Source organism: Roseomonas elaeocarpi (assembly GCF_042433915.1).
Taxonomy (GTDB): domain Bacteria; phylum Pseudomonadota; class Alphaproteobacteria; order Acetobacterales; family Acetobacteraceae; genus Roseomonas; species Roseomonas elaeocarpi.
The window spans coordinates 213,213-225,926 of the sequence record NZ_JBHLUN010000001.1 but is presented as its reverse complement, the minus strand read 5'-3'; the positions used below and the strand labels follow the sequence as shown (position 1 = coordinate 225,926).

At 66.6% G+C, this 12,714-nt stretch carries 16 protein-coding genes; 11 read left to right on the top strand and 5 right to left on the bottom strand.

All coding sequences use genetic code 11. The annotated features are described in order from the left end of the window. Positions 1-11 precede the first annotated feature (11 nt). Positions 12-245 carry a hypothetical protein gene (locus ACFFGY_RS00805; protein WP_377042451.1) on the top strand — a complete coding sequence of 78 codons (234 nt, stop codon included), beginning with the start codon at positions 12-14 and terminating at the stop codon, positions 243-245. Between the two features lie 13 nt (positions 246-258). Here ACFFGY_RS00805 and ACFFGY_RS00800 read toward each other — a convergent pair whose 3' ends face one another. Next, positions 259-549: a hypothetical protein gene (locus ACFFGY_RS00800; RefSeq protein ID WP_377042450.1), complete on the bottom strand. Its 291-nt coding sequence runs from the start codon at positions 547-549 to the stop codon at positions 259-261. Between the two features lie 388 nt (positions 550-937). On the opposite strand from ACFFGY_RS00800, the gene ACFFGY_RS00795 reads away from it, so the two are divergent. The 4 genes from ACFFGY_RS00795 (at position 938) to ACFFGY_RS00780 (ending at position 2,697) form a co-directional block, all read left to right on the top strand. After that, positions 938-1,168 (top strand): hypothetical protein, encoded by a 231-nt coding sequence (locus ACFFGY_RS00795; protein ID WP_377042449.1) that lies wholly within the window; start codon positions 938-940, stop codon positions 1,166-1,168. Positions 1,169-1,338: 170 nt separating this feature from the next. Further along, on the top strand, positions 1,339-1,677 hold the full coding sequence (locus ACFFGY_RS00790) for a hypothetical protein (RefSeq protein WP_377042447.1): 339 nt from the start codon (positions 1,339-1,341) through the stop codon (positions 1,675-1,677). Between the two features lie 95 nt (positions 1,678-1,772). Continuing rightward, positions 1,773-2,102, top strand: a complete 330-nt coding sequence (locus tag ACFFGY_RS00785) for a hypothetical protein (protein WP_377042445.1) — start codon at positions 1,773-1,775, stop codon at positions 2,100-2,102. Between the two features lie 259 nt (positions 2,103-2,361). Continuing rightward, positions 2,362-2,697: a hypothetical protein gene (locus tag ACFFGY_RS00780; RefSeq protein ID WP_377042443.1), complete on the top strand. Its 336-nt coding sequence runs from the start codon at positions 2,362-2,364 to the stop codon at positions 2,695-2,697. Positions 2,698-3,604: 907 nt separating this feature from the next. On the opposite strand, the gene ACFFGY_RS00775 is transcribed toward ACFFGY_RS00780, so the two are convergent. Together ACFFGY_RS00775 and ACFFGY_RS00770 are read right to left on the bottom strand one after the other, a co-directional pair. Continuing rightward, the gene (locus tag ACFFGY_RS00775) at positions 3,605-3,841 is read right to left on the bottom strand and encodes a hypothetical protein (protein WP_377042441.1); all 237 of its coding nucleotides are present in this window, start codon (positions 3,839-3,841) and stop codon (positions 3,605-3,607) included. Positions 3,842-3,849: 8 nt separating this feature from the next. Then, the gene (locus tag ACFFGY_RS00770) at positions 3,850-4,065 is read right to left on the bottom strand and encodes a hypothetical protein (protein WP_377042439.1); all 216 of its coding nucleotides are present in this window, start codon (positions 4,063-4,065) and stop codon (positions 3,850-3,852) included. A 970-nt stretch (positions 4,066-5,035) separates the two neighbouring features. Here ACFFGY_RS00770 and ACFFGY_RS00765 point away from each other — a divergent pair. Continuing rightward, positions 5,036-5,293, top strand: a complete 258-nt coding sequence (locus ACFFGY_RS00765) for a hypothetical protein (RefSeq protein WP_377042438.1) — start codon at positions 5,036-5,038, stop codon at positions 5,291-5,293. A gap of 17 nt (positions 5,294-5,310) precedes the next feature. On the opposite strand, the gene ACFFGY_RS00760 is transcribed toward ACFFGY_RS00765, so the two are convergent. Together ACFFGY_RS00760 and ACFFGY_RS00755 are read right to left on the bottom strand one after the other, a co-directional pair. After that, positions 5,311-5,577: a hypothetical protein gene (locus ACFFGY_RS00760; protein ID WP_377042437.1), complete on the bottom strand. Its 267-nt coding sequence runs from the start codon at positions 5,575-5,577 to the stop codon at positions 5,311-5,313. A 352-nt stretch (positions 5,578-5,929) separates the two neighbouring features. After that, the gene (locus tag ACFFGY_RS00755) at positions 5,930-6,961 is read right to left on the bottom strand and encodes a hypothetical protein (RefSeq protein ID WP_377042436.1); all 1,032 of its coding nucleotides are present in this window, start codon (positions 6,959-6,961) and stop codon (positions 5,930-5,932) included. A 132-nt stretch (positions 6,962-7,093) separates the two neighbouring features. Here ACFFGY_RS00755 and pip point away from each other — a divergent pair, with 132 nt between their 5' ends. The 5 genes from pip to ACFFGY_RS00730 all read left to right on the top strand — a co-directional run bounded on the left by pip (position 7,094) and on the right by ACFFGY_RS00730 (position 12,477). Then, positions 7,094-8,119, top strand: a complete 1,026-nt coding sequence (pip, locus tag ACFFGY_RS00750; protein ID WP_377042435.1) for a prolyl aminopeptidase — start codon at positions 7,094-7,096, stop codon at positions 8,117-8,119. A 649-nt stretch (positions 8,120-8,768) separates the two neighbouring features. Then, complete coding sequence (locus ACFFGY_RS00745) at positions 8,769-9,014, top strand: zinc ribbon-containing protein (RefSeq protein WP_377042434.1); 246 nt, start codon at positions 8,769-8,771, stop codon at positions 9,012-9,014. Between the two features lie 663 nt (positions 9,015-9,677). After that, entirely contained in the window at positions 9,678-9,959 is a 282-nt protein-coding gene (locus ACFFGY_RS00740) for a hypothetical protein (RefSeq protein ID WP_377042432.1), read from the top strand. 535 nt (positions 9,960-10,494) lie between these two features. Further along, the gene (locus ACFFGY_RS00735; protein ID WP_377042430.1) at positions 10,495-11,163 is read left to right on the top strand and encodes a haloacid dehalogenase type II; all 669 of its coding nucleotides are present in this window, start codon (positions 10,495-10,497) and stop codon (positions 11,161-11,163) included. Between the two features lie 9 nt (positions 11,164-11,172). Further along, positions 11,173-12,477 (top strand): NAD(P)/FAD-dependent oxidoreductase, encoded by a 1,305-nt coding sequence (locus ACFFGY_RS00730; protein ID WP_377042429.1) that lies wholly within the window; start codon positions 11,173-11,175, stop codon positions 12,475-12,477. The last annotated feature ends 237 nt before the right edge of the window (positions 12,478-12,714 follow it).

The following is a 12,714-nucleotide window of genomic DNA, read 5'->3' as shown; positions in this document are numbered from 1 at the left end:
GAACTTTTCACATGACAGATGAAGACGCAGCCACAGGGCATCTTGCCTCTCAGTGGGTGCAGACCCAGCAGGTGATTGGCGTGTTGCTGATCCAGTTTCAGGGGCACGAGCTCCCGCTCAGCCTGACCGAACTCGCTGAGCAGACAGGGTTGCGTAAGAGCGTGCTGCTGCGTGCGCTCGCCGCCGCCGAAACGCGAGGCGATGTTGTGCGTGTCGGCGACTTCACTTGGCGTCGTGGAGACTAGCCTGGGGCTGGCACTAGATTGGCTGACGCGACCTCGGTGTTCCCGGATCAGGCGTCTGCCTGCTGTCGTGCAGCGTTCCCCACTGCTCCTGCCACAGACTTTCATCGTCGAGGACCACGATGTCATTTCGATCGATGGTGCGCTTGAGTGCCTGCAGGATTGCCTCCGGCATCACCCAGACCGCGTCCTCACAGTCATCTGGCCCGATGATCTCGGCCAGAACCCGGTCGCCTTCACTGAACAGTATCAGCGTCACGCCCTTCGGAAGAAGGTCGCGTGTCGTGCGGAATTCCAGCCCAGCCATGCTCGTCCAGAGTAATAGTTGGAGAACCGCAGGTTGTGCTCACGAGAATGTTTCGTCAACCACACAAAACGTTGGGTGGATGCGGTTACATGAGGTAGGCATGCTCGCGGTCTGCCGCTGGGCTCCTACCTAACCTGCTGCCCCCTGATCGGGTCGTGGCCGCCCGGTGGCTAGGGGAGTTCCCTTAGCTGCCGGGCGTTTTGCGCTGTTGTAGCTGCCGCGGCGGACATGGCGCAGCGGCTGGTTCCGTCCGGGGGTACTGGGTAGCCCAGCGGGGACCTCGCAGCATACTTTTCGGCCAAGTAGCTTTCCTTGCCATCTTAAACCCACAAAGCCGTCCTGAGTTCAGGCATCTCCGCTAGGCCATGGCCAGGAGGCCTTGAACAGAATGCAGGCAGAACTTGTCGGGCAACCTGGCCCTGATCAGGTAAACACCCACTACGTCAGTCTGATCCTGATCCAGCTGCAGGCGCATGACCGGCCGCTCAGCCTGGCGGAACTACGGGCAGCGACGGGACTGCTGAAAAGCGTCTTGCTGCGCGTCCTCACCGTGGCCGAGCATCGCGGAGAGGTGGCGCGGGTCGGGCAGCTTCAGTGGATAGCAGGTGAGCCAACCTGAGAGTGATCCAGGTTATTCGGAGATGTTCCGGCACTGAGCTTCTGGTCACGTAGCTTCCCCCATTCGGGCTGCCAGAGTGCCTCGTCGTCCAGGACTGCGAGGTCCTTCTTCCCCTGACAACGATCGAAGGCGTATTTGATCGCGGCCGGCATTGCTATGACAGTGTCTTCGTGACCCTCAGGGCCGATGATCTCGGCCATGACCTGATCGTTCTCGCGAAAAAGGATCAACGTCACGCCGTCTTCCAGAAGGACGTGAGTGATCCAGAACTCGCCTGGGCTGACCATCCTTTTGCCCTCCGCAACTACTGCAGGCTGTGCTCCGCTGATCGTTGGGTCAACGAACCGGCCATGCGCAGTTCGTCGCATCACAGAGGTTTGCTGCTGCTCTGCAGCGATGCTGGCGCGCTGCCGACGGAGCGCGACGAGGGCTGGGCCTACTACCAGCGTAACTGGCGCCCGGGGAAGCCGCACTCGGTGACCCAGGAAGTGAAGTGGGCAGCCGCCTAGACTACGGGCTGCGCCTTGCATCTTTGTCACCTCTCGGGACCTGTGGTGGAAAGGTGCCGCGGCTCAGATCATTGCCCCTACAAGGAGATGGTTTGATGTCGCGCCGGGTTCTTCCCACTACGCTGGTTGCGGCCGGGCTCGGCTTGGCTGGATGCGTGTTGCCACCTCCGCCACCGCCTCGCCCACCCCAAGCGGTGTTGCTGCCTTATCCGCCCGTGCCACCGCCGCGACCTGAGCAGCGCCCACCCCCGCCAATCGGGCAATATGTCTGGCAGCCAGGTGCCTGGCACTGGAACGGCGCAGCCTATGACTGGATTGGCGGCCGGTGGATCGTTCGCCCGGTGGCAGGTGAGCACTGGGTAGCGGGCCGCTGGGTCTGGGGACATGAGGGCCGCTGGGTTTGGCTGCCGGGCCACTGGACCTGATCAGGCCTGGGACAGCGCGGACGAGGTGTCGCTCGTGTTGAGCGCTTACCTAACCCGCCGCCCCCGATCAGGTCATGTGCCGCCTGGTGGCTAGGGGAGTTCCCTCGGCTGCCGGGCGGTTTTTGCGTTGTAACTATCACACTAGAACCGCGCCATGTCCTACAAAGTCAAGTAGCAGGATGCCATAAGCCTGAGGTCACCCAGTTGCCGCGCACCGCCTCCTCAGCTTTCTTGCCACTTCGAAAAGAGGTGGAGCAGCATGGTTATCTGGAGTGGCTGGGGCATCCTGACGGTGGTGATTGTGGCGCTGGTGGGTGGCTCGGTGACAGCGATCCTGGCCAACCTGGCCGGGCCTGGAAGCAGTGCTGCCGGTTATGCCTTGGCGGTGGGCCTGCTGGTGTCGGCGGTAGTCAACTGGTTCGTCGGACAGCGCTTGAACGCTGCCCCTGGGCGCGAGCTGGTGGACCCGGCTACGGGGCAGAGGGTGACGCTCCGCCGTCGGCACAGCCTGTTCTTCGTGCCGATGCAGTGGTGGTCGGTGCCGCTCGTGGTTGTCGCATCTGTAGCGCTCGGAGCGATGCTGTTCGGCAGATAGCAGCGCCGATGTAGGAATAGTGTTCGGGATTTCGTGCAAGCGCCCTAGCCAGCCGCCGAGCAAGCAGCTCAGTGGCCTGACCGTCACCAATCTCAGGCAGCCTTTTAGGCCCCTCTGCGTCGTCCGCGGCAAGGATGGTGGCCGGGCTTCGTCGTCCTGGGCGAGGCGGAACTCGAGCGCCGCTGGTACTGCTACGCTCACCGCGACCAGGGTGAGACGTGGCGTACGGAGATGCTGTGGGGGTAGCTGCGCATCCTTTGGACAGTTCGGCGCAGCACCTGCCGTGGATCTGGCAGCCTGCTATGGTCAGCCAGGATCACCCGCCGGAGGAGCCCTGTATGTCCCGTGTCGTGGCCAGCATCGGCTTCCTGGCCGCCATCTCGGTGAGTGGCTGTACCCTTCCACCGCCTCCAGAGTTCGTGTTGGACCCGCAGCCGCCGGGCACTGTCCTGCCGGCCGATCAAGATCTGGCACGAGCGAATGGCAATGTGGCAGTGTTTGTTCGCCTGAAATGCGGCTCTCGCCGGGGGACGGCGACTTGCGAGGTCTTCGTGCAGGATAGGCCTGGGGCTTTTGCGCCCTATGTGACCATCACGTCCAGCCAACAGGACACTATGCTAGAGGGTCTGCCTGAGAACCACAGTCGTACCGGTTGCACTTCCTGGAACTTCCTACGCGCTCCATCGGGGCAGCCGTTGCGTGCCGATCGAGACTTTGACGTCGTAGTGAAGCGCACCAACTCAGATTTGGTGGGAAGCGTGGAAACAAGAAGGTTCGTCCATTACACAGACGAACAGCACATTTCGCGATCTGGCAACGTGCTGCGGCTTCAGGAAGTAGGCGACTACCGCTGCTATCCGGATCAGCGAGTCGACGAGACTTGGCGACGCTTAGGCCTGTTGCGAGGCTAACCGCGCGGCTTGAAGAGGTCGTGGCCACCAGGCCGAGACATGTCGCAGACGACGCGTTGCTCTCGCGCCACCTCGGCACCGTGCAGCCCAATGATGACCTCGCTGCCGCGGCGGTGGTGCGCCGGCGCCAGGATCGCCCCCCTTTCGGGCCTGCGCAGACAGTGGCGGCAACGGAAGCGGCGGATCAGGTCAGCGAAGGTCGCGTGCGGGTAGTCCTCCGCGATACTGCCCATCGTCACCATCAGCCGGTGGCCGCGCCGACATCCTCCGCCAGGATCTCGTGCACGCCGCCCAGGGCGAGGCCGCCATCCGGTGGCGCAGCGTCGATTTCGGTCGAGACGGATACCACTGGCCGGTCCAGGCTGGCGATTTGGACACCTCGCTCGATCACCAAAACCCGGGAGCGCATCTCCTCGAGGAGGGCGCGGCGGTCCGGCGCGGGCTCTGCGGCGCTCATCAGAACGGAAGGGCGGGCCAGCCGTCCGCCGGGCGCAGCATGACGTAGCCTTGCCGCACCAAGTGCACCGCCAGCTTCTCCGCCGTCAGTGCAGCCGCAGCATGGGTCCGCCGCGCCGGTCCCGGATGTTCTTGCCTGCGAGCAGGGCACGCTCCAGCGCCTCTGTGAGCTCTGCTGGCGTAGCTGGGGAGAGTGCCGGACTGGGCTTGAACGAATCCATGGTGGGCTTCCGGGTGAAGGAGGCTCAGGGTTAGATTTCATTCTAATTTTGTTCTTTACAGAAGTCGCTCTGAGCTGCGTTCCTGAGCCATCATCAATGCGTTCCAAGGATCACATTTTGGGCGAGCCAGCACCTCGCTCCACAAGGTGGTGTATTGGGTAACAGCGCAGGATATTTAGCTATAAGTGAAGTGAAAACAACGCACTAATATTCCGCGTTGACTTCTTTCTTCTCTGCTTCGAAGCGTCCCACCCCATCTCCGCGCGTTCCCGTTCGCTCTGCTCCCACCCTGTTCGCGCCCCGCGACGAGGCTTCGCGCTTCCTCACCGGTTCCCGGACATTTCGGGCTTGCCGCGGCGGCGTGGTCGGACCGTGCTGCTCCGGACCCGACAATCCGGATCGCCATGCAGGAAGAGCCGGGCTCCTTCCGGCCGGGCAAACGCTGGCAGTGCCGTCACTTCGCGTGATGAAGCCTCACATGGCTTGGACCCGCACGCGCGGCATGGGCCTGGCCGTTCCGGTGCGACGCGAGGGGATTGTTCGTGCCCCGGGCTCTGACCACGGGCGGTGCGGGTCGGAAAGCACTCGTTCATAGCTGAACGGCGAGTTGGGTCAGGCGCCTGTGGCCTGGGCGCCCGTCGCGTGAGCCTCGTGGGAGCGTGGTGCCTTTAACAAATTTTGCGTTTGCCTCACGGGCACATTGCATGCAGTAGCAAGCTGTAAGTCCTACCTAGAGCACGAAGCCCCCGCGTGACAGAAGAAGAAGCCGCAAGGCACCGAGACTCCGATCCGGAACGGACGCAGCAGGTGATTGCTTTGATCCTCAGCCACCTCCAGGGACATTCTCTGCCCTTGAGCCTGGCGGAACTGCGGGAGATGACAGGATTACGGAAGAGCGACCTGTTGCGTGCCCTCGCCGCGGCTGAGCAACAGGTCAGGGTCGTGCCGGCCGGTCGGTTTCAGTGGCGGATTGCACAATCCGGGCCGGACAATCTGAACCGGGCGTAACGGGTATCACCGCCGCGTCAGGCGAAGCGCGGCTTGTCGCCCCGCAGATGACCCCAATGCCGCTGCCACAGTTCCTCGTCATCGAGGACCAACAGGTCATCCCGGCTGGGCACCCGCGCCATGGCGATCTGGATTGCCGCCGGCATCACCATCACCGCGTCATCATGACCGTAGGGTCCGATGACCTCCGCCATGACCTGCCCGCTTTCCTGAAACAGGATCAGCGTCACGCCATCTTCCGCGAGGCTGTGGGTGGTCCAGAACTCGTCGGCGGCATCGGTCATCGGGCCGTATGGTAGGGCAGTGTCGGACCGTGAAGATTGAAACGTTCAGTCAACATTCGGGTAGCGGCGAGCGTCCGGCCCCCACGACGTGACGTCTCCCTGCGGCGCTGCCGATCGCTGCCGGGCCGCACGAGCGCCATGCCACCGGAGTGGCGATACGGCGGTGGAAAGCAGCACCCAGCCTGGACGGGTCACGATGCAGGTCACCGCACGCTGGATACGGAGCAAAACAACGCACCAAGGCCTGGGTGCGCGGGCCACCTCATCCGCCACGCTCGCGGTAGGCCGGCCGTTCTTCCGGACTGCGCTTCCCGGATCGCGGCCGCCACGGCCCCGCGGATCTTTCGGGGCCTCAGCTCCGCCCGAGCCAGCGCCGCAGCCGCCCCAGCAGCCCGTCCCCCGCGGAACCGTCGCGCCGGGGTGGTGGCGCCTCCGACGATGAGCCCTGGTGGGTGACGTGCGGTCGCCGTGCCGGTGGCGGCAGGGCCGAGGCCAGGGTGTGCCGCCCATCATCGTGGGCCGCGATCAGGCGCGCTTCCAGCCCCAGCACCTGCGTTGCCGGATCACTCGGGAGGCCCCCGCCGGGCGACGCGCTCAGGCCGGCCTGGGCGTTCCGGCAGGAGGAGGCGGCATCGTCCCAGGCCCCGGCGCGCCGCAGCGCGTCCACCACGCGCACCGACTGTTCCTGCGACAGCGGCGGACCGGAGCGCCACAGCGCCACCGCTTCCAGCCGCCAGGTTCGGGCGAGTTCGGGCATGGCCTCGTCATCGGCGACCCAGGCGGCCTGCAGCGTGGCCTCGGCCGCGGCGTGCAGCGCGCCGCTTTCCTCCAGCACATGCGCCCAGGCCAGGAAGCGGCGGGCGAGGAGCGGGTGGGCGGTGTCGTTCACCAGGGCTCGGAACGGCGCCGCCGCGACGGCTTGCGCCACCGCCGGGTGGGCGCGGGCGATGTCGGGCGCGCTGTAGCCACAGTGCGGGCACTGCTGCAGCCAGAACTCCATGGTGGAACGCAGCGGCTCCCCCGGCCGGAGGTCGAGGTCAGGGGCCTGTTCCGGCGCCACCGGGCGCGGGCGTGGCTGCCGGCTCTCGGTGCCGCAAACGCCGCAGCGCGGGCTGTTGGGGGCCGGCTTGCTGCCCGCCCGCGCGGCGGCCGCGCGGCCCGTACCCGGCTTCGACGCGTCCGGCCCGGAATCGCCCGCGGCCTCCCCGCTTCCAGAGGCGGTGTGATCCGGAACGCCGTTCTTCGGACGGTCCGGTCCCGGCATGCCCCAGGCCGGGGCGCCGGGCGTGCCGGAGCCCGCCTGCGCCCCGCCACGCGGAGCGGCGGGGCGCCTGGGCTTCGGGTCGCCGCCGGGCGGCGTGCTGGAAGGAGGAAGGCTGGGCATCGACCTCAATTTGGTGCGCGGATGCCCCGGGCGAAGAGGGCCGCACGGGGGCGGAAGCGTGGCCGGACGACTGAGGGGCCGATCGCGGCACGCATGATTGCGCCATCCTGCCGGTTCGGGCCACAAGGTGCCATGCCGCGCGGCGACCTTTTCCCCGATATTGCCCCCTACGAGACGGGATTGCTGCCGCTCTCGCCGCCCTCCGACGGCGTCCGGGACAGCAGCCCGGCGGACGCGCCGGGGGGCACCCGCCACCTGATGTACTGGGAACAGGTGGGCAATCCGCGCGGGCAGCCGGTGCTGTTCCTCCATGGCGGCCCCGGAGCGGGGGCGGGTGCCGTGCATCGCCGCTTCTTCGACCCGCACCACTGGCGCGCGGTGATCTTCGACCAGCGCGGCGCCGGACGCTCCCGCCCGCTGGGCGAGCTGCGCGAGAACAGCACGGCGCACCTGGTGGAGGATATAGAGACCCTGCGCCGCTTCCTCGGCATCGAGCGCTGGCTGTTGTTCGGCGGCTCCTGGGGATCGACGCTGGCGCTGGCCTATGCCCAGGCCCATCCCGAGCGCGTGGTGGGCTGCGTGCTGCGCGGCGTGTTCCTGGGTCGGCAGTCGGAGGTCGAGTGGTTCCTGTACGGGCTGCGACGGGTCTTTCCCGATGCCTGGGCGGGCTTCGCCGAGCACGTCCCGCCCGAGGAGCGGCACGACCTGCTGGGCGCCTACCTGCGCCGGCTGTGCGATCCGGACCCGGCGGTGCACCTGCCGGCGGCGCGCGCCTGGAGCAACTACGAGGGGCTGTGTTCGACGCTGATGCCCTCGCCCGAGCTGGTGGCGAGCTTCGCGCAAGACCGTTCCGCCCTGGGACTGGCGCGGATCGAGGCCCATTACTTCGCCAACGCACTGTTCCTGCCCCCTGAGAAGACGGATGGCACGGGACCGGGCGGGCTGCTCGGCGGGATGGAACGCATCGCGCATATCCCGGCCGAGATCGTGCAGGGTCGCTACGACATGGTCTGCCCGCCGGTCAGCGCCTTCGAGTTGCTGGACGCCTGGCCTTCCGCCCGGCTGACAGTGGTGCCCGATGCGGGGCACTCGGCGCTGGAGCCCGGGGTCCGCACGGCGCTGGTGGCGGCGGTGGAGCGGTTCCGGCGCCGCGGGTGAGGTCGGGGTGCGTCACGTCGGGGCCATGGCAGGCGTCCCGCCAGTGCCGTGCGCGGACGCGGCGGAGCACACGCCGCGCCTTGCCACTCGGGTGTGCCCTCGGGTAGCCTGCGCCCGCCCGTCCCCTTCTTCGGCCGGGCAAGTGTCCGCGTAGCTCAGCAGGATAGAGCACAGGATTCCTGAAAATTGGGCGTCGCCAGGGGAAACCGGGCGGCGGATCTGCTCAAATTCGGGGAACGCGCCGGGGCTCTCGCCCCACGCCGATCCCGAGCCAAGCCCTGCGCGCGAGCATGGGGAAGGTGTAGAGACTGGATGGGCAGCGCCTAAGGGTTCTCGCGGCGGGTCGCACCGCCGGAGGTCTAGGGTGAAGGGACAGTCCAGACCACGAACGTTTCGGCCACCGGCCGGGGCGGCGGCGAAAGCCGAAGTGGGATGAATCCTGGGGCCGTGGGTTCGAATCCCGCCGCGGACACCATTTTCCCGCAGATTTCTGCGGGTTCCCGGTGGTGACGCACCATCAACATTCCCCACCTTCGGCAACAGCGGCCTGCTCTTCAAGCACCCGAGGTCGGCCGGTAGAAAAAGTATCTGCGGAGACAACCTCTTCCTAATTGTTCTGCCAGGTGGCACAACCTCCGAGGACGTCGTGGTGTCGCAGATGGCTCTCTATCAAAACGTTGGCTACGTTACTCAGGCTGACGAGAAGGCTTTCACCGTAACCTACCAGGCCGGGCGCACGGCGCCCTATGCCGGAATCTACCGTTGCCAGAGCTGTGGGCACGAGATCGCGAGCGCCGAGGGCCAGGTGCTCTCACCGGAGCCGCACCCGCACCATCCGCAAGGCAAGCCCATCGCGTGGCAGCTGCTGGTGTTTGCCAAGCCGAACCGGGGATAGGTGCTGCTGCCGGTCCTGGTTCAGGAACCAACCGGTCGCCCATACATCCCCCCTGCGGATCCATCGACACAGGACGATGTGCGGTACGTCCTGCATCGCGGACACAATAGCCGGCGCCGCGCGTGGTCATGGCCGGCAGGCTCTGCCCTGATCATCGCGCAGGTGCGTCCGCCGGGCACCTCGCCAAGGCGGAGCCCTTCAGCGGCTCATTTGTTGTTCTCCGCTTTGCCGAGAACGGCATCCAGCCAAGCGGCTCCACAGCGTCGCCCCGAGGCATCGCCCTGAGGCATCGCCCCGAGGCGTCGCCATGATCCATGGGCTGCCGATCTCACGGCGGAGAAGCTGCGCCGACCTGTTCCGGCGGACGCCGATCGTGGTCCCTTTCGCGCGGCCGCGGCTCCAGACCCTGGTGTTGAAAGAGGCCGTGTCGGGTGACCGCCAGTTGCAATGCAACATGGCCAACGCGAAGCACCGTGCCTGCAGCAGATGCCACAGCGCCGCGGGCTGTTCCGGCTGCGGGTCAGCATACCCCGGTGGATTGGCGGAAAGGATCGTTCCTCCCTCGGAATCGCGCTCGTGGAAGCGTCGCTTCTAACCTACCTTATAGCGATATCGTATCGACTGGTGCTCGCCTTGCGCGAGTACTGTTCAAGGAGATCGTGCATGGCTGACCCCAGAGACATCTCCCCCTCGATCTGCGTGCAGTTCGGTCCTCAAGGAGGACCGGTCTGGCGCTACCGGGGTGCGCTCATCGAAACGGGTTCCACCAGGAACGGGGCCCAGAACTACCTTCGTTTGTTCCGGCATCCCTGCGACGGCCTTCGCTTCGATGATCCGTCCGACATCGTCAACCTCGTGGACTGGTGGATCGACGGCAACCAGACCGACGAGCGAGCCCTCCAGATCCTGGAGATCGGCCGGGCGCTGCAACGCCGGGACTTCTGAGGTCCGAGGAGCAACGGGGCGCCCGGGCTTTGCTGGGCGCTGCCCCGGACTTGCTTCACGGCGCCCTTGCTGCAGCGTCAGGGCCGCCGGGTGGACGGCAAATCCCGCCCTGCCCGTCTCGAATGCTTTTGCTGGGCCCGATCCGTGAGCCCAGGCGTTGCGGGCAGGCGTCCCGCGACGATCACGCCAGGGCGCTCCGGCCTGCCTGGAACAGCGCTCGATCGAAGCACTGCGGAACCGTGCCGTTCACTGCGCGAAAAGGCGGGCCGGCACCAGGTACAGGCCTGGCGGGGGCGGAGCACGGAACTGCTTCCACAGGGGTCCGGCTGGCAACAGGCCTTTGGAACGGTGCACCAGCCACGCGCGACGGCATCGTGGGCAGAGTGCCCGTGGCCATGATGGAAGCGCATTTCATCATGCTGCGGCGCAGGAAAATGCAATCATAGGACCCGCGACGCGGCGTGCCATGCCTCCGGCACAGGCTATGATGCGCCAGGCTCGTATGATTCGTTCCGATCCACGAGGACCCGCACGCATGACCGCCTTCAGGCCCAAGTACGTCACCTTCGACTGCCATGGAACGCTGATCCACTACCGGATGGCGGAAGCGGCGCGCGCGCTCTACGGCGAGCAGCTCGACCAGGCACGGATGGAGAAGTTCAACCGCAACTTCACCGCCTATCGGCTCGACGAGGTCATGGGCGACTGGAAACCCTATGCCGAGGTCGTGCACGACGCGCTGGAGCGCAGTTGCCGCGCCAACGGCGTTTCCTTCCGTCCCGAGGATGCGCGGAGCATCTACGACGAAGTGCCGCGCTGGGACCCGCATCCGGACGTGCCGGAAGGCCTGGCGCGGGTCGCCAAGGAGATCCCGCTGGTGATCCTGTCCAACGCCATGAACGCGCAGATCCACGAGAGCGTGGCGAAGCTCGGCGCCCCCTTTCACGCCGTCTACACGGCGGAACAGGCCAGGGCCTACAAGCCGCGCTTCCGGGCCTTCGAGTACATGCTGGACATGCTGAACTGCGGGCCGGAGGACATCCTCCACTGCTCCTCCTCGTTCCGCTACGACCTGATGTCGGCGCATGACCTGGGCATCAAGCACAAGGTCTGGGTGAACCGCGGGCACGAGCCGGCGAACCCGTATTACGGCTACACCGAGATCAGGGATATCTCCGCGTTGCCCGGCGTGGTCGGCCTGTAAGGACGCGCGGTGAAATACACCTCCTACTGGCACGACACGGCGCCGCGCTTCACCGGCGCCGCGCAGGGGCCGGTGCAGGGGCGCTGCGACGTGGCGGTGGTGGGTGGCGGCTTCACCGGCCTCGCCGCCGCCTACACGCTGGCCAGGGCCGGTGCCAGCGTGGTGGTGCTGGAAGGCAGCACGGTGGGCGCCGGCGCCTCGGGCCGCAACGGCGGTCACCTGAACAACGGGCTGGCGCACAGCTTCCCCGCGGCGGTGGAGGCGCTGGGCAGGGAGCGCGCGGTCGCGCTCTACCGCAGCTTCGACGACGCGGTGGACACGATCGAGCGCCTCGTGGCGGAGGAAAACATCGACTGCGCGTTCCGTCGCTCCGGCAAGCTCAAGCTCGCCTCCAAGCCCGGGCACATCGCGGCGATCGAGCGCAACTTCGAGGCGATCCACCGCGAGGTCGATCCCGACACCGCCCTGCTGCGCCGCGCCGACCTCGCGGGTGAGATCGTGACCGACGCCGCGCACGGCGCGATGCTGTTCCGCAAGAGTGCCATGATGCATATGGGCCGCTTCGTCACGGGCCTGGCGGAGGCCGCCGTGCGGCAGGGCGCCACGATCCACGAGAATGCGGCCGTCACGGGGCGACGCATGGCAGAGGGCCGGCATATCTTGCAGATCACCCGGGATGGAATGCCGGGAGGCGAGGTTTCCGCGGGCGAGGTGCTGCTCGCCACCGGCGCCTATACCGGCACCTATCGCGGGGCACCGTTCCAGTGGTTCCGCCGCCGCATCGTACCCGTGGGCAGCTTCATCGTCGCGACGCGGCCGCTCACCGAGAACGAGATCGCCCGCACGATGCCCGGCAACCGCACCTGCGTGTCCTCGCTCAACATCGGCAACTACTTCCGGCTGGCACCGGACAACCGGCTGATCTTCGGCGGCCGCGCACGCTTTTCCGCCAGTTCCGACCAGCGCTCCGACGCGAAGAGCGGCGCGATCCTGCGCGCCGCGCTGGCGCGGATGTTTCCGCAGCTGGGCGATGTCGAGATCGACTACTGCTGGGGCGGACTGGTGGACATGACCCGCGACCGCTACCCGCGTGCCGGGCGCGAGGACGGGCTCTGGTACGCCATGGGCTATTCCGGTCACGGCGCGCAGATGTCGACGCAGATGGGGGTGGTGATGGCCGAGGCCATTCTCGGGCAAGCGGACCGCAACCCGGTCAAGGGCCTCAACTGGCCCGCCGTGCCGGGATATTCCGGCAAGCCCTGGTTCCTGCCGCTGGTGGGGCTCTACTACAAGGCGCTAGATCGCTTCCGGTAAGGATGCATCGCGGCCAGGGGAGAAGGACCTCCCTCCCCCTGGATCGCCGCTCGTCCGGTCACGCGCAAATGCCACGCGGCGATGAAGGCCATTGCAACGGCACATGAGAACTGCGCAGCAGCCGACAGGCTTCGAGCGATGCGCAGGATCCATCAGGATCGTGCTTCACGATCGCTGCGACGCACGAAAGCGATGGTATTTCCTTATCCCGCCGCTAAGATCGTTGCCATCATGCAC